This window comes from Pseudomonas sp. AA-38, assembly GCF_029457475.1.
In the GTDB taxonomy this organism is placed as follows: Bacteria; Pseudomonadota; Gammaproteobacteria; order Pseudomonadales; family Pseudomonadaceae; genus Aquipseudomonas.
Map to the genome: position 1 here is coordinate 3,854,542 of NZ_CP120359.1, position 21,014 is coordinate 3,875,555.

General features: G+C 63.4%; 21 protein-coding genes and 2 tRNA genes. 10 read left to right on the forward strand and 13 right to left on the reverse strand.

Annotated features, from left to right (window positions below):
• The first annotated feature begins 83 nt into the window (after positions 1–83).
• Complete coding sequence (locus tag PVE35_RS17700) at positions 84–1,841, forward strand: bifunctional diguanylate cyclase/phosphodiesterase (protein ID WP_268178418.1); 1,758 nt, start codon at positions 84–86, stop codon at positions 1,839–1,841.
• Here PVE35_RS17700 and PVE35_RS17705 read toward each other — a convergent pair.
• From PVE35_RS17705 to PVE35_RS17735, 7 genes are all read right to left on the reverse strand, one after another.
• Positions 1,829–2,302 carry a sel1 repeat family protein gene (locus tag PVE35_RS17705; protein WP_277372541.1) on the reverse strand — a complete coding sequence of 158 codons (474 nt, stop codon included), beginning with the start codon at positions 2,300–2,302 and terminating at the stop codon, positions 1,829–1,831. The genes PVE35_RS17700 and PVE35_RS17705 overlap by 13 nt on opposite strands.
• Complete coding sequence (locus PVE35_RS17710; RefSeq protein ID WP_268178420.1) at positions 2,295–2,660, reverse strand: hypothetical protein; 366 nt, start codon at positions 2,658–2,660, stop codon at positions 2,295–2,297. Before PVE35_RS17710 ends, PVE35_RS17705 begins: the two co-directional genes overlap by 8 nt.
• A complete protein-coding gene (locus PVE35_RS17715) occupies positions 2,657–2,983 on the reverse strand; it encodes a helix-turn-helix transcriptional regulator (protein WP_268178421.1) in 327 nt (108 codons plus the stop codon). Before PVE35_RS17715 ends, PVE35_RS17710 begins: the two co-directional genes overlap by 4 nt.
• A 57-nt stretch (positions 2,984–3,040) precedes the next feature.
• A complete protein-coding gene (locus PVE35_RS17720) occupies positions 3,041–3,496 on the reverse strand; it encodes a DUF1232 domain-containing protein (RefSeq protein ID WP_277372542.1) in 456 nt (151 codons plus the stop codon).
• Between the two features lie 340 nt (positions 3,497–3,836).
• Positions 3,837–4,559, reverse strand: a complete 723-nt coding sequence (locus PVE35_RS17725; RefSeq protein WP_268178423.1) for an FKBP-type peptidyl-prolyl cis-trans isomerase — start codon at positions 4,557–4,559, stop codon at positions 3,837–3,839.
• Positions 4,560–4,794: 235 nt separating this feature from the next.
• A tRNA-Asp gene (locus PVE35_RS17730) sits at positions 4,795–4,871 on the reverse strand.
• Positions 4,872–4,886: 15 nt separating this feature from the next.
• A tRNA-Val gene (locus PVE35_RS17735) sits at positions 4,887–4,962 on the reverse strand.
• Between the two features lie 260 nt (positions 4,963–5,222).
• On the opposite strand from PVE35_RS17735, the gene rdgC reads away from it, so the two are divergent.
• Positions 5,223–6,143, forward strand: coding sequence for a recombination-associated protein RdgC (gene rdgC / locus PVE35_RS17740; protein ID WP_268178424.1), 921 nt, complete (start codon positions 5,223–5,225; stop codon positions 6,141–6,143).
• Between the two features lie 246 nt (positions 6,144–6,389).
• Positions 6,390–8,024, forward strand: a complete 1,635-nt coding sequence (locus PVE35_RS17745) for a methyl-accepting chemotaxis protein (RefSeq protein ID WP_277372543.1) — start codon at positions 6,390–6,392, stop codon at positions 8,022–8,024.
• A 968-nt stretch (positions 8,025–8,992) separates the two neighbouring features.
• On the opposite strand, the gene arfB is transcribed toward PVE35_RS17745, so the two are convergent.
• A complete protein-coding gene (gene arfB, locus PVE35_RS17750; RefSeq protein WP_277372544.1) occupies positions 8,993–9,406 on the reverse strand; it encodes an alternative ribosome rescue aminoacyl-tRNA hydrolase ArfB in 414 nt (137 codons plus the stop codon).
• Positions 9,407–9,521: 115 nt separating this feature from the next.
• Here arfB and PVE35_RS17755 point away from each other — a divergent pair, with 115 nt between their 5' ends.
• Together PVE35_RS17755 and PVE35_RS17760 are read left to right on the forward strand one after the other, a co-directional pair.
• Positions 9,522–10,586, forward strand: coding sequence for a metal-dependent hydrolase (locus tag PVE35_RS17755; protein ID WP_277372545.1), 1,065 nt, complete (start codon positions 9,522–9,524; stop codon positions 10,584–10,586).
• A gap of 36 nt (positions 10,587–10,622) precedes the next feature.
• On the forward strand, positions 10,623–12,458 hold the full coding sequence (locus PVE35_RS17760; protein WP_277372546.1) for an ABC transporter ATP-binding protein: 1,836 nt from the start codon (positions 10,623–10,625) through the stop codon (positions 12,456–12,458).
• Positions 12,459–12,629: 171 nt separating this feature from the next.
• Here PVE35_RS17760 and PVE35_RS17765 read toward each other — a convergent pair whose 3' ends face one another.
• Entirely contained in the window at positions 12,630–13,955 is a 1,326-nt protein-coding gene (locus PVE35_RS17765) for a DEAD/DEAH box helicase (protein ID WP_277372547.1), read from the reverse strand.
• 182 nt (positions 13,956–14,137) lie between these two features.
• On the opposite strand from PVE35_RS17765, the gene PVE35_RS17770 reads away from it, so the two are divergent.
• Positions 14,138–14,548 (forward strand): anti-virulence regulator CigR family protein, encoded by a 411-nt coding sequence (locus PVE35_RS17770; protein WP_268178430.1) that lies wholly within the window; start codon positions 14,138–14,140, stop codon positions 14,546–14,548.
• A gap of 93 nt (positions 14,549–14,641) precedes the next feature.
• Positions 14,642–15,220, forward strand: coding sequence for a dihydrofolate reductase family protein (locus tag PVE35_RS17775; RefSeq protein WP_268178431.1), 579 nt, complete (start codon positions 14,642–14,644; stop codon positions 15,218–15,220).
• On the opposite strand, the gene rarD is transcribed toward PVE35_RS17775, so the two are convergent.
• The 4 genes from rarD to PVE35_RS17795 all read right to left on the reverse strand — a co-directional run bounded on the left by rarD (position 15,221) and on the right by PVE35_RS17795 (position 18,307).
• Positions 15,221–16,111: an EamA family transporter RarD gene (rarD, locus tag PVE35_RS17780; RefSeq protein ID WP_268178432.1), complete on the reverse strand. Its 891-nt coding sequence runs from the start codon at positions 16,109–16,111 to the stop codon at positions 15,221–15,223.
• Entirely contained in the window at positions 16,111–16,983 is an 873-nt protein-coding gene (locus tag PVE35_RS17785) for a carboxylate/amino acid/amine transporter (RefSeq protein ID WP_277372548.1), read from the reverse strand. Before PVE35_RS17785 ends, rarD begins: the two co-directional genes overlap by 1 nt.
• A gap of 271 nt (positions 16,984–17,254) precedes the next feature.
• On the reverse strand, positions 17,255–17,854 hold the full coding sequence (locus PVE35_RS17790; protein WP_277372549.1) for an FMN-dependent NADH-azoreductase: 600 nt from the start codon (positions 17,852–17,854) through the stop codon (positions 17,255–17,257).
• Positions 17,855–17,989: 135 nt separating this feature from the next.
• The gene (locus PVE35_RS17795) at positions 17,990–18,307 is read right to left on the reverse strand and encodes a 3-phosphoglycerate kinase (RefSeq protein WP_277372550.1); all 318 of its coding nucleotides are present in this window, start codon (positions 18,305–18,307) and stop codon (positions 17,990–17,992) included.
• 209 nt (positions 18,308–18,516) lie between these two features.
• Between PVE35_RS17795 and PVE35_RS17800 the strand changes: the two genes are divergently transcribed.
• The 3 genes from PVE35_RS17800 to PVE35_RS17810 are packed head-to-tail and all read left to right on the forward strand — an operon-like array spanning position 18,517 to position 20,818.
• Entirely contained in the window at positions 18,517–19,443 is a 927-nt protein-coding gene (locus tag PVE35_RS17800; protein ID WP_277372551.1) for a LysR family transcriptional regulator, read from the forward strand.
• 8 nt (positions 19,444–19,451) lie between these two features.
• On the forward strand, positions 19,452–20,258 hold the full coding sequence (locus PVE35_RS17805; protein ID WP_277372552.1) for an alpha/beta hydrolase: 807 nt from the start codon (positions 19,452–19,454) through the stop codon (positions 20,256–20,258).
• A 5-nt stretch (positions 20,259–20,263) separates the two neighbouring features.
• Entirely contained in the window at positions 20,264–20,818 is a 555-nt protein-coding gene (locus PVE35_RS17810; RefSeq protein WP_277372553.1) for a peptidylprolyl isomerase, read from the forward strand.
• The last annotated feature ends 196 nt before the right edge of the window (positions 20,819–21,014 follow it).

Consider the following 21,014-nt stretch of genomic DNA (forward strand, 5'->3'; position numbering starts at 1 on the left):
ATCAAACAGTCATTAAACTGTCGTGAAATACAGGGGCCGATCATTGATCGGCCTTTTTCGTTTCCGGGCATAACGAGACCATCATGACCGTCACCGAGCAGTTGAGCGCCCTGGGTAACATCCTCGCTCACGGCGACCTCAACAGCCTGTTCCAACCCATCGTATCCCTCTCGGAGCAGCGTATCCTCGGCTACGAGGCGCTGACCCGCGGGCCATCCAACAGCCCGCTGCACTCGCCGCTGACCCTCTTCGCCGTGGCCCGCCATGCCGGTCGTCTCAGCGACCTGGAAATGCTCTGCCGCAAGAGTGCCTGCAAGCGTTTCAGCAACCTGGGACTGGAAGGCAAGCTGTTCCTCAACGTATCCCCCGAATCTCTGCTCGAAGCCAGCCACCAGCCAGGCCGTACGCTCAAGCTGCTACAGGCCTTCGGCATTCCACCGAGCCAGGTGGTCATAGAACTCACCGAGCAATCCCCGACCGAAGACTTCGCCCTGCTCGACAACGCCCTGCATCACTACCGCGCCATGGGTTTCTCCATCGCACTGGACGACCTCGGCGCCGGCTACTCCAGCCTGCGCCTGTGGTCGGAACTGCGCCCGGACTACGTGAAGATCGACCGCCACTTCATCGACGGCATCCATCAGGACGCGGTCAAGCGCGAGTTCGTCGGCTCCATCCTGAAGATGGCCCAGGCTTCGCGTGCCCAGGTGATCGCCGAGGGCATCGAGCGCGTGGAGGAATTCACCGTGCTGGCCGAAATGGGCGTGGATCTGATGCAAGGCTACCTGCTTGGCCGTCCACAGGAGCGCCCGCCGCGTGATGTCCGCCAGCAGCTCACCAGCCTGCAGGACAACCAGGCCGTCCTCAACGACGACCACCATGACCTTACCCCGCTGCTCAACGAGCTGCCTGCGGTGAACCAGCACACGGCCACCGCCGAAGTGCTGGAAATGTTCCGTGCGCAACCGAACCTGAACTCCCTGGCCGTGCTCGACGAAGCCCAGCAGCCCATCGGCATCGTCCACCGCCACTCGCTATCGGAGGCCCTGCTCAAGCCCTTCGCCACCGATCTGTTCGCGCGCAAGCCGATCAGCCGCCTGATGAGTCAGGACTTTCTCGCCGTGGAGCTCTACCAGTCGCTGCAGAAGGTCAGCCGCCTGCTCACCAGCCGCGCCCGACAGCGTATCGAAGAAGACTTCATCATCACCCTGCAGGGCAGCTATCGCGGCCTGGGCCGCGTCATCGACGTGCTCAAGCTGATCACCGAGCAGAAGCTGCAGCAGGCACGCCACGCCAACCCACTGACCCTGCTGCCCGGCAACGTGCCGATCCAGCAATGCCTGACCCGCCTGCTGCAGCAGCAGCGCTCGGCAGCGGTGTGCTACGTCGACATCGACAGCTTCAAACCCTTCAATGACCTCTATGGCTATGCCAAGGGCGACGAAGTGCTGCTGTGCCTGGCCCAGTGCCTGAACGAGCGCGTCGACCCGGCGCGCGACTTCGTCGGCCATATCGGCGGCGACGACTTCATGCTGGTGCTGGGCAGCGAGGACTGGCGACAGAAACTCAGCCGCCTGCTGGACGACTTCCAGAACCAGTGCCGACGCTTCTACCGTGAGGAGCATCTGCAGGCTGGCTGCTTCGTCGCCCATAACCGCCAGGGCCAGCGCCAGGAATACCCGCTTCTGTCACTGTCGGTGGGCGTGGTGCAGTTGCAGGGACAGGACTGCGCGCATCTGGACGCCGCCCTGCTCGCCGAGATGGCCTCCGATGCCAAGCGCGGCGCCAAGGCCATGCCCGGTTACAGCGTGCACATCATCGAGGCGGCTCAGCGCTCCTGAGCGTCCAGGCGAGCGTAGTGCTCGGCCTGCGCGGAGTCAGCCGCCACCCCTGGCGCGCCCTCGCGATACAGCACAGCCAGACGCCCGGCCGCCAGCGGATGTCCCGCTGCCAGCGCCATCCCCCACCAGCGCACGGCCTCCTGGCCGTCGGGCGGTTGCCGGGTATCGCCCTTGAGCGCCAGTTGCCCAAGCTGATAGGCCGCCTTGCCATCACCGGCCTGGGCCGCCAGGCGCAGCAGGCGCAGGCCCTCCTCGCGGGCGCCGAAGCCCTGACCGCGAAACAGCAGGATATGGCCATAGAAGCTCTGCGCCCCACGATCGCCCAGATTGGCCATGCGCCCATATTGCCCCTGCATCCACTGCCAGGCGCGCGGCTGGCGCATCAACCATGGCCAATGGAACAGGCGCCGTGCCAGCCAGTAGCCCAGGCGCGCCCGTAACTGCCAGAGCCACCTAGACATCGTCGGGGTACTCGAACTCGAAGACACGGGTCACTTCGGCAGCGTGCCAGGAGGCCGCCGCGACCCCATCGGGCGCGCCGCTGAAACGGGCCAGGCGGGCCACACAGTCGAAGAAACCGGTTCTCGGCAGTCGGCTGGCGCCCTGGCTGATCACCAGCGCGCTACGCAATGGGCGATCGGCACGCGCATCCAGCGCCGCGAGATGTTCCAGCGCCGCCGTGAGCGTCTGCATGGCCGGGCTGGGCAGTTCCAGACGCTCGATCAGGGCGCGATAGGTAAGCAGGTGGCGCTGACGGCGGGCATCCTCCAGCTCGGTAAGCAATGCCTGCCAATGCTGACGACTGATGCGCACGCTCAAGACCAGCCCTCCAGGCCGAGCTGCCAGGCCAGTGAACGGAGGATGGCGGCATCGGGTTGACGCTCGCCACGTTCGATCATTGCCAGGTAATGGGGGCTGATACCGACGCTGCGCGCCAACTCCTCGGCGGCCAGGCCCTTGGCTTCACGCAGTTGCTGCAACTGGCTCAAAGCCGGGCGCGTGGCGTTGCCCTGCGCCCCCGCATCCTGCATCACAGGTGCCTGCGTGCTCTGCCCGGCGGCCTGCAGCAAGGCCTGGTAATCGGCCCAGGGCAGCACGGCGTATTCCGGCTCGCCGTCGCGGGCAATGATTTGCACTGTCATCGTCTCTCCAGAAAAATGCGCAACCGAAGGCTCGGGGCATCTTAACAGGCGGCCGACTCAGATGGTCGCCCGAGGCGAAACGTCCTTGGCATCGCTCGGCGCAGGCAGCGCTTCGATGACGGCAAGCCGCTCTGGCGATTGCTGCTCGCGCCAGAGGCGAAACGCCTGCAGCTCGTCCCTCCAGGTATTGAGTACCCAGGCCAGTACGGCGAGGTCGTCGACGAACCCCAAGCCCACCAACCAATCGGGTATGGCATCGAGCGGTGTGATGAAGTAGAGCAACGCCGCCACGGCCATCAGCAAGGCCTGCTTGCTGACCTGTCGGTATTCGCCCTTGAACCAGGCCAGGCACAGCGAACGCAACAGTTGCACGTCCTCTCTGAGCGCGGCGAAGCGGGCGCCAACCGGGGTCTTCTTGTCGGCAAGCTGGCGCAACAGTTCGGGCAGCTTGCCCTCACGCACGAAGCGCGCCGCAAGCGGAAGGTAACGCGCCAGTTTCCAGGGAGTTTTCATCATCGCTCCTTGGCAGCCCAGTGACTGCCTGGGGTTGCCGGTTTATCCACCGAAGCTGTGGATAAACCTGTGCAAAGACTTTCGACAAGCTTACCAAAGCCCCGTGCTATGGGGCCTTCAGTCAGATCGGGCATTTTTTGCCCAGCCCACAAAACCCAATGAAATCAATAAGTTGTGAGTTGACGAAAAAGTCATTCAAGTGTAACGGCGATCACTTGGGAGTGATTCGCACAATGTGCATAAGCGTAACACCTGGATCAGCTCGCCCCGCTCAGGTCAAGCGCAAAAATGCAAACGCCCCATCAAGAGACGGGGCGTTTTTTTCAATCAGGGCAGGCTGTTACTGAGCGACGTCCTGATCCTTGGCGTTCTTGTCCTTGATGCCGATCAGTTCCAGATCGAACACCAGCACCGAGTTGGCCGGAATGGCCGGCGACGGGCTCTGCTCGCCATAGGCCAGCTCGCTGGGGATGTACAGCTTGTACTTCTCGCCCACGTGCATCAGTTGCAGACCTTCGACCCAACCTGGGATCACGCCGCTGACCGGCAGATCGATGGGGCTGCCACGGGCGACCGAGCTATCGAAGACGCTGCCATCGGTCAACTTGCCTTCATAGTGAACGGTGACCACATCGTCAGGCTTGGGCTGAGCGCCATCGGTCTTCTTGATCACTTCGTACTGCAGGCCGGAGGCGGTGGTCACCACGCCTTCACGCTTGCCATTCTCTTCGAGGAACTTCTTGCCGGCTTCGGCGGTTTCCTTGCTCAGCGCAACCATGCGCTCCTGGGCACGGTTCTGCAGGAAGGTGAAGGCCTCGACCATCTCTTCATCCTTGATGCGCGGCTCCTTCTTCGCCATCGCGTCTTCGATACCTTGGGCGACGGCCTTGGAATCCAGATCGTCCATGCCTTCCTCGGAGAGGCTGCGTCCCATATTCAGGCCGATACCGTAGGAAGCTTTCTGCGCCGGGCTCTTGAGTTCGACTTCGCTGGTCTGCGAATCACAACCCGTGAGTACCAGACCCACCAGGGCAACCGCCGCCGCCAAACGATGCTGTTTCATGCTTGTTCCTTTGTTGATGCGCCCGAAGGCCGTCGTGTGAAAGCGCGAGCTTAGGGTCTGTTGGCGCCTCGACGCAAGCAGACATCACAGGATCGAGGCCTGCGAAGCAGCACGCTGCTGGCTACGGCATTAGGAGCCCGGCAAAGCGCACAAGTTCAGGCGTACAAAGGATTTCTTGAAGTTTTCGGCGAACGCCGAAGAATTGTCACAGGAGGGGATGAAGCGAGGAGAAGAATGGCGCAGCGGACGGGACTCGAACCCGCGACCCCCGGCGTGACAGGCCGGTATTCTAACCGACTGAACTACCGCTGCGCGTAACTGCGAGATTGGTGGGTGGTGACGGGATCGAACCGCCGACCCTCTGCTTGTAAGGCAGATGCTCTCCCGGCTGAGCTAACCACCCCATTCACTCTCGAAGTGGGGCGCATTCTAGTGAGCGCAGATGACCTTGGCAAGCCTGGATGTGAAAAAAATTTATCGAGGCAGCAAGAACTTAGCGAATGCCCAGGAATTATCCAGACGGCCACTTGCCAGGGTTGGCCTCGCCGCTCTAGGCGACAATAATGCGCGCTGCATATCGGCAGGCAGCCCCTGCCCCCCGTTCGTTGGCGCGCCCGCCTGGTCGGTCAGCGCCCCCTCAAGCCAATGGAGAGTCACCCGCTCATGTGGTTCCGCAACCTGCTGGTCTATCGCCTCACCCAGGACATCCCCTTCGACGCCGACGCACTGGAAGCTGCTCTGGCCAGCAAACCGGCACGCCCCTGCGCCAGCCAGGAACTGACCACCTACGGTTTCACCGCCCCCTTCGGCAAGGGTGCCGATGCCCCGCTGGTGCATGTCAGCGGCGATTTTCTGCTGATCGGCGCACGCAAGGAAGAGCGCATCCTGCCGGGCTCGGTGGTGCGTGATGCGCTCAAGGAGAAGGTCGACGAGATCGAGAACACCCAGATGCGCAAGGTGTATAAAAAGGAGCGCGACCAGATCAAGGACGAGATCGTCCAGGCCTTCCTGCCACGCGCCTTCATTCGCAAATCTGGCACCTTCGCCGCCATCGCGCCGAAACAGGGCCTGATCCTGGTGGACAGCGCCAGCGCCAAGAAGGCCGAAGACCTGCTCTCCACCCTGCGCGAGGCCATCGGCTCGCTGCCGGTGCGCCCGCTGTCGGTGAAGATCGCCCCGACCGCCACCCTTACCGACTGGCTGAAGAGCCAGAGCGCCGCCGAGGGGTTCTTCGTCCTCGATGAATGCGAGCTGCGCGATACCCATGAGGATGGCGGTGTGGTGCGCTGCAAGCGCCAGGATCTCACCAGCGAGGAAATCCAGCTGCACCTGTCCACCGGCAAGCAGGTCACCCAGCTATCGCTGGCCTGGCAGGACAAACTGTCCTTCGTCCTCGACGACAAGCTGACCATCAAGCGCCTGCGCTTCGAGGACATCCTTCAGGAGCAGGCCGAACAGGATGGCGGCGACGATGCCCTGGCTCAGCAGGATGCCAGCTTCACCCTGATGATGATGACTCTGGTGGAGTTCCTGCCCGAGCTGTTCAGCGCCCTCGGCGGTGAAGAGATTCCGCAGGGCATCTGAGGCCCTGGCGGATGTGTGGCGGGGCGCCAGGCGCGCCCCGCCATACTCTGCACGAGCGTCCTGTGCAGACGCAAAAAACTGGCCCGCGCAAGGCTGCCAGCAGAATCCCCCCGCCACTCACTCCCGCCGTGCAATAGATGCATAATGGCTATTGGCCATGTAGCCACTATTCACTGTAGTGCCGTCGCGGCGCTCCCTAGAATCACCCTCATCTTCTTCGTCTGCGCGCTCATAGGAGCATCGTCCATGCACGCCCCACTCAGCATTGCCCAACGCCTGGGCCTGGGCTTCGGCCTGATCCTGTCCCTGATGCTGCTGATCAGCCTGATCGGCGTGCAGCGGGTTGGCTTCATCGACTCTACGCTCACCGAGGTCAACGAAGGCGCCGCCCTCAAGCAGCGTTACGCGATCAACTTCCGTGGCAGCGTGCATGACCGTGCCATCGCCATTCGCGACGCCGTACTGGTGGACGACAGTGCCCTGAACGCCTACCTGCAGACCATCGAGCGCCTGCGCGGCGACTACCAGAAATCGACCACGCTGATGCAGCAACTGCTCGCCAGCCAACCGGCCACCGCCGAGGAACAACGCCTGCTCGAAGCCATTCAGGCCACCGAGCAGCGCACCCTGCAACTGACCGAGCAGTTGCTGAACCTGCGCCGCCAGGATGATCGCGCCGGGGCGCAGGCCTTGCTGCTCAAGGAGGTGTCGCCGGCCTACAGCCAATGGCTGAAGGACATCAATGCCTACATCGACTTCCAGGAGCGGCAGATCGCCCAGCACATCGATGCGGTGCGTGCCACCGCGGGCAGCTTCCAGTGGCTGATGCTGCTGGCCACGGCGGTGGCCATCCTGCTCGGCATCGGCATTTCCCTGCTGATCATCCAGCGCCTGAAGTCGACGCTCGGTGCCGAGCCGCACGAAGTTGCCGAGGCCATTGGGCGCCTGGCCGATGGCCAGCTCGACCAGCGTATCGACACCCGCTACCCACAGAGCGTGATGGCCGCTCTGGGCAACACCACCCGCCGCCTGGCCGACACCATCACCCAGGTACGCAGCGCGGCGGCCGAACTGCTGCAGGCCTCCGAGCAACTGCTGCACACCTCGAGCAACAACAACCAGCAGATCCACCTGCAGGCCAGCGAGGCAGCGCAGATCGCCAGTGCCATCCAGCAGATGGCGGCGACGGTCAACGAAGTGGCCGGCTATGCCACCCAGGCGGCAGATGCCACGCAGAGTGCCGATATCGAGGTGAGCAAGGGCAATGAGGTGGTGACCAGCACCGCAGGTGCCATACAGAACCTGGCCAACACCCTGGAGAGTGCCGCACAGAGCGTGCTGCAGGTGGCCCAGGACAGCGAGAACATCGAGAAGATCACCGACGTGATCACCGCCATCGCCGAGCAGACCAACCTGCTGGCGCTCAATGCCGCCATCGAGGCCGCCCGTGCTGGCGAGCACGGCCGTGGTTTCGCCGTGGTGGCCGACGAGGTACGCTCCCTGGCCAACCGTACCCAGGAGTCGACCCGCGAGATTCGCGGCATGATCGCCACCTTGCAGGCTGGCACCAACAAGGCCGCAGAAGTGATGCAGGACAGCCGCGAACTAGCGCAGCAGACGGTGGAGCAGACCCGCATCGCCGAAAGCTCGCTGGGCAAGATCCACCAGGAAGTCACCGCCATCAACAGCATGAACGCGCAGATCGCCAGCGCCTCGCTGCAGCAAAGCAACGTCGCCGCGGATGTCAGCGCCAACATCGGGCGCATTCACCAGGCCACTCAGGAAACCTCGGCCGGCTCCGAGCAGGTGGCCGTGGCCAGCCGCGAACTGGCCAACCTGGCCACGCGCATGCAGGAGAAGGTGAGCTTCTTTAGGCTGTGAGCATCAGATTCTTCGCGGGGCTCGGGAAAGCCCGTACTGACACCGGACTGGCAATACGGTGTGTGTCTTATGCCTGTTCCGAATTGCCGCGTTTTTGTTGATGTTTTTGGTTTCGCCCTCCCGGGCGAGTCACTTTTGACGGGCAAAAGTAACCAAAACCCTCCGCCCGATCATCCGGCCCTCGCTGCGCGAGGTTCGCTCACTCCATCGTCGCTCCAGAGGCCCGCCACGGTGGGCCATCCATGGCCCATCGTGGCTTTCGCGACATCCATGTCGCTCAACCTCTTCCACGACGATTCCGTTCGCCCTCCTGGGCGGGCTCTGCACGCGCCTGAACCCGAGGTAACCCAGAATTAGAGTGGAGTGCTTGAACATGGGTCAGCCTTAGGGCTGACCGGGATGCCGGCTGCAAGCCGGCAAGCTGAAACTACACGAATGAAAGTATTGGTTTAACTCGACGACCCAATCGCGACTTCATCGCTACTAGAACACGCCGAGCAACCTATGGATTGCCCGTTCGTTCAGGCGCGCAAATGCCCCCTTCAGGAGGCCGAACGTAGGCATTGCGCAGGGGGCGAGCGGCATGGATGCCGCGAGATACCGATGGCGGCCCCGCGTAATGGGTCAGGGATGGCCCATGTACGCCGACCCCGGAGCGGTGCCGGAGTGAGGGGAGTCGAGCGAAGCATGACGGGGACGCCTAGTTCCGGATGGCGGGGGTGCGTTTCTTTTGCTTACTTTTCTTTGCGCTGGACGGCAATCCGATTTCAAAGAAAAGTCAGTCGCCCGAGGGGGCGAAACAAGGAGTTTCCGAACACACCGAAGCGGCGCCCAGAACACCAAACAACACACAAACCTGCCAGTCCAGTATCAACCAAGCCCTCCCCCTAACATGCGAAAAACCAACCATCAGAGACTGTCGACGTTACGCGTACGGCCGCGCCGAAACGCCCGAACGGTATAGCCCCCTAGTAGTCAACCCGCCCCCGCCCAGCCTTGATCGCCCCACGCTTGCTCTTGCCGTCCAGACGGCGCGTCTGTGAGCCACGGGTCGGTTTGGTCGGGCGGCGCTTCTTCTCGGTCTTGGCTACGCTGCGGATCAATTCGACCAGACGCTCCAACGCATCGGCACGGTTCTGCTCCTGAGTGCGGAACTGCTGCGCCTTGATGATCACCACGCCGCCCTCGGTGATGCGTGAGTCGCGAGCGGCCAGCAGGCGCTCCTTGTAGAACGGCGGCAGCGACGAAGCCTGGCTGTCGAAGCGCAAATGCACGGCACTGGACACCTTGTTGACGTTCTGCCCGCCAGCACCCTGGGCGCGGATGGCGGTCAGTTCGATCTCGTCCAGCGGGAGGTGGACAGCGTTGGAAATGATCAGCATGGAAGAATGGCCTGGCTGGTGCGATGCCTACTGTAACCTTTGCTTGAAATTTCGCTACGGCAGCGGCGGCGGCGCTCCGCTAACGTAGCGGCCTCGTCATTCATGGATCGACGCAATGGATTCGATTACCCAGGCCGTTCTCGGCGCCAGCATACAGGGCGCGTTGCTCGGTCGCTGGCAAGGGCGCAAGGCCCTGCTCTATGGCGCCGCGCTGGCCACCCTACCCGACCTCGACGTGGTCATCGACTACGGCGATGCAGTGGCCGAGATGACCTATCACCGCGGCTTCAGCCACTCGCTTTTCGTGCTCAGCGGCCTGCCGCTGCTGCTCACCTGGCTGATCCGGCGCTTTCGTCCTCATCCCGGCTACAGCAGCAGGCGCCTGTTGCTCACCCTCTGGCTGGTGCTGATCACTCACCCGCTGCTGGATGCCTTCACCAGCTACGGCACCCAGCTCTTCTGGCCCTTGATGCCAACGCCCACGGCCTGGTCGAGCCTGTTCATCATCGACCCGCTATACAGCCTGCCATTGCTGGTGGCGGTGATCGTCAGCCTGTTCAGCGGCCTGCGCGAGCAGAGCTGGCGCGTACCGGCCGTGGCCCTGGCGATCTCGACCCTGTACATCGGCTTCAGCCTGGCCGGCAAGTTCATGGCCGAACAACGGGTGGAACGTGAGCTGGCCCGCCAGGGCATCCAGGCCGAACAGTTGTTCGTCACGCCGACGCCTTTCAATACCCTGCTCTGGCGCGTCATCGTGGTGGATGGCGAGGACTATCACGAGGCGCTGACCGGCTGGTTCGACAGCGCACCACCGCAACTGCAGCGCCTGCCCCGTGGCACCCACCTGCAGGCAGCGCTGGCCGACTCGCCGATGCACCAGCGCCTGCATTGGTTCACCAACGGAGTGCTGCGCTATGACCGGGTGGAAGGGCATCTGATCGTCACCGACCTGCGCCTGGGCATGACCGGTTACCACCCCTTCCGCTTCGACTTCGCCCAGTGGCAAGAAGGCAAGTGGCAGGTACACGAACGCATCGACCGCCAGCCCTTCGCCCGTGGCGAGCCCGAGCAACTGCTGCTGTTGCTGCGGCGCATCTGGCAACCACAGACCGAAGTGCCACTACTGGCCTGGGCCAGTGAGCTGAAGAGAACACTGCCACCTGAGACAGGTTCGCGTTAGGATCGGCGTTCGCTTTCTGGGCAGGACGCCGCCTCCATGTTGTTTCGCCGCTTCGAGTCGTTGATCGACGTCTTCAAACCCAGCCCCGATGTCGCACCACCAGCGGGGCTGCTGCGCTTTTACGGCCACTACCTGAAACAGGTGTGGCCGCTGATGCTGGCCATACTGATCATCGGTTTCTTCGCCGCGCTGATCGAGGTGGCGTTGTTCGCCTTCCTCGGCCAGTTGATCGACATGGCCCAGGCCAGCATGGATGCCAACAGCTTCTTCGCCGAACATCGGGGCGACCTGCTGTGGATGCTGCTGGTGGCGCTGATCATCCGTCCCGTGGTGTTCGGCCTGCACAACCTCTTGGCACACCAGGCGATCAACCCGGGGCTGAGCAACCTGATCCGCTGGCAGAACCACCGCTACGTGCTCAAGCAGAGCCTGAGCTTCTTCCAGAACGATTTCGCCGGGCGCGTCGCCCAACGGGTGATGCAGACTGGCCCATCACTGCGCGAGTCGGCCATGCAGGTGATCGACGCCCTGTGGCATGTAGTGGTCTATGCCGGCAGCGCACTGTACCTGTTCGCCGCCGCCGACTTGCGCCTGGTGCTGCCGCTGCTGCTGTGGATAGTCGGCTATAGCGCCGCGCTGTGGTACTTCGTGCCGCGCATCAAGGCGCGTTCGGCTGCTGCCTCTGCCGCGCGCTCCAAGGTCATGGGGCGGGTGGTGGACGGCTACAGCAACATCGCCACGCTCAAGCTGTTCGCCCATTCGCAGGAGGAGGAAAGCTACGCCCGCGAGGCCATGCAGGAACTGCTCGACAAGTTCCGCCTGCAGTCGCGCACCATCACCGCGCTGGATTTTCTCATCACCTGCATGAACGGCGTGCTGATCGTCGGCACCGGCGCCCTGGCCCTGTGGTTGTGGAGCCAGACGTTGATCAGCACCGGCGCCATTGCCCTGGCTCTCGGCCTGGTCATCCGCATCAACAACATGTCCGAGTGGATCATGTGGGTGGTCAACGGCATCTTCGAGAACGTCGGCACCGTGCAGGACGGCATGCAGACCATCGTCCAGCCGCGCCAGGTGCTCGACCGCGAAGACGCCCAGCCGCTCCAGGTAACCCGAGGTGAGGTACGCTTCGAGGACATCCACTTCCACTACGGCAAGCAAGGCGGCGTGATCGCCGGCCTCGACATCGCCATCCGCCCTGGCGAGAAGATCGGCCTGGTCGGCCCGTCCGGCGCGGGCAAATCCACCCTGGTCAACTTGCTGTTACGTCTCTACGACCTGGAAAGCGGGCGCATCCTGATCGATGGCCAGGACATCGCCACGGTCACCCAGGAAAGCCTGCGCGCGCATATCGGCGTGGTCACCCAGGACACCGCCCTGCTGCACCGCTCGATTCGCGACAATCTGCGCTACGGCAAGCCTGGCGCCAGCGATGAGGAACTCTGGGAAGCCGTGCGCAAGGCGCGTGCCGATACCTTCATCCCCAATCTCGACGATAGCCAGGGCGGGCGCGGCATGAATGCGCAGGTGGGCGAACGCGGGGTCAAGCTCTCTGGCGGTCAGCGCCAACGCATCGCCATCGCCCGCGTGCTGCTCAAGGACGCGCCGATCCTGGTACTGGACGAAGCCACCTCGGCGTTGGATTCGGAAGTGGAAGCGGCCATCCAGGAAAGTCTGGACAGCCTGATGCAGGGCAAGACGGTGATCGCCATCGCCCACCGCCTGTCCACCATCGCGCGCATGGATCGCCTGGTGGTGATCGACCAGGGCCAGGTGATCGAAACCGGCAGCCACGCCGAGCTGATCGCCCGTGGCGGTCTGTATGCACGCCTGTGGCAGCACCAGACCGGTGGTTTCGTCGGGGTGGATTGAGCCCCCCCTCTCCCGCAAGCGGGAGAGGGGCCGGGGGAGAGGGCCTATCTGACAGATCCGAATGGCCTGAGCCACCCTCTCCCCAGCCCTCTCCCATAAATGGGAGAGGGGCAGACCGTGCGTTACCAGCGTAGAACGGTGGACGAATGAAGCGTCGTCCACCCTACACCGCTACTCTGCCACCGGCTTCTTGCGCTTGAGCGGCGCGCTGCCGTCGGCGCTGACCAGGGCGGAAGGCTTGCCGGCCGGGCGTGGGCCGGTCTTGCGCTTGGGCGCGGCGGCCTTCTTCGGGTCTTTCTTCTCAGTCTTTTTCTTCTTGCTGCCAGCGGCCTTGCCCGAGGCCTTGAGGTTCTTCGGCCCCTGGTAGGCGCCTTTCAGTTCCTTGATGGTACGACGCTCGAAACGCTGCTTGAGGTAGCGCTCAATACTCGACATCAGGTTCCAGTCGCCATGGCAGATCAGCGACACCGCCAGGCCTTCGCCACCGGCGCGACCGGTACGGCCGATGCGGTGCACGTACTCATCGCCGGAGCGCGGCATGTCGAAGTTGATCACCAGATCCAGGCCATCGACGTCCAACCCGCGCGCCGCCACATCGGTGGCCACCAGTACCTTGACCGCGCCCTGGCGTAGGCGCTCGATGGCCAGCTTGCGATCCTTCTGATCCTTCTCGCCGTGCAGCACGAAGGCCTTGACCCCGGCCGCCACCAGCTTGCCGTAGAGGCGGTCGGCCTGCACCCGGGTATTGGTGAAGACGATGGCCTTGTCATAGGTTTCGTTGGCCAGCAGCCAGTCCACAAGCTGTTCCTTGTGATGATTGTGGTCGGCAGTGATGATCTGCTGGCGGGTACCCTCGTTGAGCTGGTTGACGCTGTTGAGCATCAGGTGCTGGGGCTCCTTGAGCACCTTGGCGATCATCTCGCGCAGGCCGTTGCCTCCCGTGGTGGCGGAGAACAGCAGGGTCTGGTGCGGCCCGCAGGCCTCGGCCAGACGCTGGGCATCCTCGGCAAAGCCCATGTCGAGCATGCGGTCGGCCTCGTCGAACACCAGCACTTCGACTTCGTCGAGCGGCAGGTTACCGGCGTTGGCATGCTCGATCAGGCGGCCCGGCGTGCCGATCAGAATGTCGATCTTGCGCATCATCGCCGCCTGCACCTTGAAGTCCTCGCCGCCGGTGACCAGGCCGGCCTTGAGGAAGGTGTACTGGGCGAAACGCTCGACTTCCTTGAGGGTCTGCTGCGCCAGCTCGCGGGTCGGCAGCAGGATCAGCGCGCGAATGCTCAGGCGCTGGCGGGAGTTGCCATCGCCGAGCAGGCGGTTGAGCAACGGCAGGACGAAGGCAGCGGTCTTGCCACTGCCGGTCTGGGCGATCACGCGCAGATCCTTGCCCTCCAGCGCCAGTGGAATGGCAGCCGCCTGCACGGGTGTCGGCTCGACGAAATTGAGCTCGGCCACGGCTTTGAGCAGACGTTCATGCAGGGCGAATTGGGCAAACACGGCAACACTACCTCGAAGGATCGACAAAACGGTGCATAGCCTAACGGTTTCCGGCGTCCGGGCCGAGTTTCTTTGCACTCGCCCCCCGATTAACAGCGCGATCAGGGCTAACCTTCACAGGCACAGGAACCGAAACCGCATACCGAGCGTCGAATTGACATCACACCACGGGAGCGTCCCTCATGCCGAAGAAACCTCACGCCGCTGTATGCCTTGGCCTGTGCGCCTTGCTGGCTGCCTCCCCGCTGCTCGCCGCACCACCGCCAGGCAAGGGCAATCCGCATAAGGGCGGTCACGACGAGGTGCAACTCGACATGCGCGGCCCCAGCGTGGACATCGGCCAGGTGCGTATCGTGCTGGGCGAAAATCGCCAACTGATCGGCCCGAGCCCCTCCCTGCCGCCCGGTATCGCCAAGAACCTGGCCCGCGGCAAGCCTCTGCCACCCGGTATTGCCAAGAACTTCGACAGCCGCCTGTCGGCACGCTTGCCTCACTACGAGGGTTACGAGTGGAAGCAGGTGGGCAGCGACGTGGTGCTGGTAGCGGTGGCCACGGGCATCGTCTACGAGATCCTGCGCAATGTGCTGAACTGACAGGCTGCTCCTGCCGACCAGCGGTACGGCGGCTGGCGAACTTGTCCTCGGTGTACCACTCCAACGCCAACACCCGCCCTTCGCGGAGGCAGGATGCAGCCCTCACTGATCTACCACGTCACCTCCAGTCTGGACGGCTATATCGCGCGTCCGGACGGCAGCCTCGACTGGCTCGAGAGCGAACGCCAGGCGGACGAGGAAAACTGCTTCCAGCAGTTCTACGCCGGGATCGACTCGCTGCTGATGGGGCGCATGGCCTATGAGGCCCTGCTGGCCAAGGGCGGCCCCTGGCCCTACCCCGGCAAGCCCTGCGTGGTGCTGACCCGCTCGGCCCTGCGGCGGCCCTGCGCAGAAGTGCAATTGACCCACTGCACCCCGAGCCAGGCCATGGCGGTATTGCGCGAGGCAGGCCTGCAGCGCACCTGGCTGCTGGGCGGCAGCACCCTGGCGGGCAACTGTCACGCTGCCGGATTGATCGACGAAGTGCTGATCAACCTCACACCCTGCCTGCTCGGCGCCGGCATCCGCCTGTTCGCCACCGGGCTGGAACGCAACCTGGAATTATGCGAACAGCGCCGCTTCAACAGTGGCGTCATCCAGTTGCACTACCGGGTGAACAACCCCTACAGCCAACTCATGCCGCTGTCCGACGCCCGCCACAGTGCCGCCTGATCAACCCGCGCCCTGCTTGCGCAGCAAGCGCGCACTGTCCCAGCCCACCAGCAATACCGCCAGCCAGATCGGCAGATAGGTCAGCCACTGCGCGGCATCGAAGCGCTCCCCCAGCACCAGCAACGCCACGGCGAACAACAGCACCGGCTCGACGTAGCTGAGGATGCCGAACAGCCCCATGGGCAACAGTCGGCTCGATGCCATCATCGAGGCGAACGCCAGGGTGCCGATCAGCGCCATGCCCGGCATCAGCAACCAGAGTTCAGGCTTGTTGGCGAAGGCATTGGCCGGGCCATACGCGACGATCAGCCAGATGGCCAGTGGCGCCAGTATGAGCATCTCCAGCACGAAGCCGGACAGCGCATCCAAACGCATCCAACGACGCAGCATCATATAGGGCGGGTAACCCACTGCGGTGATCAGCGTCAGCCAGGAAAACGCCTGAGTGCGCCATAGCTCGTGCAACACGCCGAGCACGGCGCAGATTACCGCCAGGCGCTGCAAGGGACGCAGACGCTCGCCGTAGAACAGCCGGCCGCTGAGCACCAGCGCCAGCGGCAGGAGGAAATAGCCCATGGATACGTCCAGCATCTTCCCCGCCAGCGGCGCCCAGAGAAACAGCCCCCACTGCACGCCGATCAGTGCAGCGGCCAATGGACAGGCGGCCAGCAGCAGCGGCTCACGGCGCAAACGGCCGAAGGTTTCGCGCAGCAACGCACTCTGCCGCGTCAATACCACCAGCAACAATACCAGGGGAATCGACCAGAGCACGCGCTGGGCGAAGATCTGTATGCCGTCGAGCGGCGCCAGCCAGGGCACATAGCCCGGCATCATGGCAAACAGCACCGAGGCGCCTACCGACAGCGCCACGCCGCGCCCGGACAAATGCATCAGGCTACGCTCCCGTGCACGGCCCGGGCCCGTCCGAGCCGTGCCAGCGGCAGCGAGGCAGCGATCACCAGCCCGCCCAGGGCCAGACGCAGCAGGTCGGCGTCATGGTTCCAGATCAGCAGGTTGACCAGCAGCCCGGCCGGTACCAGGGCATTGTTCATCACCGCCAGAGTGCCGGCATCGACCAAGCTGGCGCCCTTGTTCCACCAATACAGACCAAGCCCGGACGCCATCACGCCGAGCCAGCCGAGCACACCCCATTGCAGCGCCGTCGTCGGCAGGCGCTCGGCATTGCCCAGCAGCAGGAAGGCCGGCAAGGCCACCAGCAAGGCGCCCAGGTAGAAGAAGCCGAAGCGATGGTACTGCGGCCCCTCACTGGGATGGCGCAGCAGCAGATGTTTGTACAGCACCTGGCCGGCGGCGAAGGTGAAGTTGGCCAGTTGCAGCAGCAGAAAGCCGAACAGGAAACCCGGGCTGATGCCGTCGTAACGGATGATGCCTGCGCCGAGCACCGCCACCCCCGCCGCTACCAACGCCCAGGGGTTGAAGCGTCGGTTCAGGGCATCCTCGATCAGGGTCACGTGCAAGGGAGTGAGGATGGTGAACAGCAACACCTCCGGCACGCTGAGCACGGCGAAGCTCAGGTACAGGCAGACGTAGGTGATGCCGAACTGCAAGGCACCGATCAGCAGCATGCCGCGCACGAAGGCCGGCGCATGGCCGCGCCAATGCGTCAGCGGCACGAACAACAGGCCGGCAATGAGAATGCGGGTGAGCACGGCGAAATAACTGTCGACCCGGCCAGCCAGGTATTCACCGATCAGGCTGAAGGAAAAGGCCCACAGCAGGGTCACAATCCACAGATATCGCACGGCCACCTCCGGAAGAAGGCGGCGACCATAGCGCGTTCGGCAAAGGCGGACAATCCACAACTGCACAGCTTATGCAGGGCTACAGACTCGCCAACCGAGTAGCCAGGATGCAATCCGGGACGGCCAGGCGCGGTCTTGTGTATCGGTGCGCACAGCGCACCCTACAGGGCAGCCCCCGCACCTGCGCGAAGCGACAACAAAAAGCCGGCCACCCCAAGGGCATGACCGGCAGCAATACCCGCAAGCGGGCACTCAGGAGAGTCGAACGTGATCAGGCCACTTCGGCCAGCTTGGCCTTGGCCTGGGCCAGGCCCTTCTCCACGAACTCGCCACCCATGTTCATGCCTTCGGCATGGATGAACTGCACATCGTGAATACCAATGAAGGCCAGTACCTGGCGCAGGTAGGGTTCCTGGTGATCCAGGGCGCTGCCGGCATAAATGCCGCCACGGGCAGTCAGCACGATAGCACGCTTGCCGGTCAGCAGACCTTGCGGGCCGGTTTCCGTGTACTTGAAAGTCACCCCGGCACGCAGCACGTGATCGAGCCAGGTCTTGAGGGTGCTGGGAATGGCGAAGTTGTACATCGGTGCAGCCAGCACCAGCACGTCAGCGGCCAGCAGCTCTTCGGTCAGCTCATTGGAGCGTGCCAGCGCGGCCTTCTCCGCCGCGCTCTGCTGCTCGGCCGGGGTCATCCAGCCCCCCAGCAGAGTCAGATCCAGGTGCGGCAGCGGGTTGGCCGCCACGTCACGTACCTGAACCTGGTCGGCCGGGTTGGCGGCCTGCCACTGGGCGATGAACTGCTGGGTCAGCTCGCGGGACACCGAGCCTTGTTGACGAGCACTGCTTTCGATAACCAGAACGCGGGACATGATAAGGACTCCATCGAAGTGGGTGGGTGTCGATGGAGCGCAGGTTACGCCCACACCTATCGATGAAAAAGAGCAAATATCCGCTTACATATATCGATAAAGTTGATTTGATCAACAAGCAGCGCTAGCCTCGACTTACTTGGGCTTGCAGGTCAGATCCACCCTTAGACGGATGACGCTACGGCTGAACCTGACCACCAGGTTGTTGTTGGCTCCGGGTGCCAGGCTGGCCTGACGGATACGCGGCGCCTCCGGGCCATTGCGGAACACGGCCTTGCACTCGGCATCGCGCTGGCCGTAGTTGTAGAGCATCAACCCCGCGATGTTGTGGTCGATGTCCTGGGTGGTAGCCGATACCTCGGCGCCATTGAGCTGCTTCTCCAGTTCGATGGGATAAGCATGGGCACCCAGTGGCAAGCCCATGAGCAACAGCAGACAACCTAGTTTTTTCATGCGCTGTTCTCCGACAGAAGAATGCCAGTTTAACTGGCAATGAGCGCCAATGGGCGCCTCTAAAAACGTAAGCGAGGCAGTCAGCGCAAGGCGAAAACGGGCGAAAAAGCGGAGTTTACGAGCTGTAAATGAGCATTTTGAGCCTGTTTTTAACGCAGCGATGACAACGCAGGTAGTTTTTAGAGGTGCCCCAACAGCAGGATGAGGTAATGAAGGTACCCCGCGTAACCCTGGATCAATGGCGAACCTTGCAGGCCGTGGTAGATCAGGGCGGCTTCGCCCAAGCCGCCGAAGTGCTGCACCGCTCGCAATCCTCGGTCAGCTACACCGTGGCGCGCATGCAGGAGCAGCTCGGCGTGCCGCTGCTGCGCATCGATGGACGCAAGGCGGTGCTCACCGAGGCCGGTGACGTGCTGCTGCGCCGCTCGCGGCACCTGGTCAAGCAGGCCAGCCAGCTCGAGGAACTGGCCCACCACATGGAACAGGGCTGGGAAGCCGAAGTGCGCCTGGTGGTGGATGCCGCCTACCCCACGGCCAACCTGGTGCGCGCCCTGTCGGCCTTCATGCCGCAAAGCCGTGGCTGCCGCGTGCGCCTGCGCGAGGAGGTGCTTTCGGGAGTCGAGGAAGTGCTGCTCGAAGGCACCGCCGACCTGGCCATCAGCGCCCTGAACATCACCGGCCACCTGGGCATCGAGCTGAGCGAGGTGGAATTCGTCGCCGTCGCCCACCCAGAACACCCGCTGCATCGCCTGCAACGCGAACTGAATTTCCAGGATCTGGAAGGCCAGATGCAGGTCGTCACCCGTGACAGTGGCCGCCTGCAACCGCGTGATGCCGGCTGGCTGGGTGCCGAGCAACGCTGGACGGTGGGCAGCCTGCCGACCGCGCGCACTTTCGTCAGCAGCGGCCTGGGCTTTGCCTGGCTGCCGCGCCATCTGATCACCCGCGAATTGCAGGAGGGCCTGCTCAAGCCTCTGCCCCTGAGCCAGGGCGGCGTGCGCAAACCACGCTTCTTCCTCTATAACAACAAGGATCGTGCGCTCGGCCCGGCCACGCAGATCCTCATCGAGCTGATCAAGAACTTCGACTGCGCGCCTCTCGATGCCCCCTTCGCCGCACCGCAGTCGAGCACCTGAGGCGCCCCATGCCCTACTTCGACAATGACGGTTGCCAGCTCCACTACGAGGATCGTGGTCACGGCACACCCGTGCTGCTGGTGCACGGCCTGGGCTCCAGCACCCTGGACTGGGAAGCGCAGATTCCCGCGCTGAGCGCCCATTACCGCGTGCTGGCCCTGGACGTACGCGGCCATGGCCGCTCGGACAAACCTCACCAGCGTTATCGCATGCTCGACTTCGCCGAAGATGTCGCGGCATTGATCGAACATCTGCAACTGCCACCGGTGCACCTGGTGGGCATTTCCATGGGGGGCATGATCGGCTTTCAGCTCGGTGTCGATCAGCCGCATCTGCTGCGCAGCCTGACCATCGTCAACAGTGCTCCGGAAGTGAAGCCGCACAACCTGCGCGAGCGCCTGGAAATCGCCAAACGCTGGCTGCTGGCTCGTCTGCTGCCACTGGACACCATCGCCAAGGGCCTGGGCAAACTGCTGTTCCCCCTGCCGGAACAGGCCGAACTGCGGCGCAAGGTAGAGCAGCGTTGGCCGCAGAACGACAAGCGTGCCTATCTCGCCAGCCTCGACGCCATCATCGGCTGGGGCGTGCGGGAACGGCTGCAACGCATCACCTGTCCTACTCTGGTGATCACCGCCGATCGCGACTACACCCCGATCGAACTCAAGCAGGCCTATGTGAAAGAGCTCCCCGACGCGCGCCTGCAGGTGATCGATCATTCACGCCACGCCACACCGCTGGATCAACCGCAACGCTTCAACACCGTCCTGCTCGACTTCCTCGCCGAAGTCGACGGCTCTGCCAACAAGGAAAACTGACCATCATGCTCAAGCAACTCGCGCTCGCTGCCTGCACCCTGCTGCTGTCCTCCAGCCTGCTGGCGGCAGAAAATCCCAAGGTGCTGCTGACCACCAGCCTGGGGGAAATCGAAGTGGAGCTGGCGGCCGACAAGGCACCGATCAGCACGCAGAACTTCCTCAAGTACGTCGACAGCGGCTTCTACAATGGCACCCAGTTCCACCGGGTGATGCCCGGCTTCATGATCCAGGGCGGCGGCTTCGATGCCGACATGCGCCAGAAGGACACTGACTCGCCGATCAGGAACGAGGCCGACAACGGCCTGCACAACGTCCGCGGCACCCTGGCCATGGCCCGCACCCAGGTGCGCGACTCGGCCACCAGCCAGTTCTTCATCAACCAGAAGGACAACGCCTTCCTCGACCACGGCTCGCGCGACTTCGGTTATGCCGTGTTCGGCAAGGTGATCCGTGGCATGGACGTGGTGGACAAGATCGCCCAGGTGCCCACCGGCAACCGCGGCATGCACCAGAACGTACCGCGCGAGCCGGTGCTGATCCTCGACGCCAAGCGCTTGTAAAACCGTAGCCCGTAGCCCGGATGAAATCCGGGGAACATGTATCGCCATCGCCCGGATTTCATCCGGGCTACGCATGCATGAGCCACCTGAAACGACAAAGCCGCCCATCGGCGGCTTTGTCGTTGAGCGGAAACGCTCATTTTTGGTTCATCGCATTTTCAGGGGGAATACCTGGACACCGGACTGGCAAGTTTGT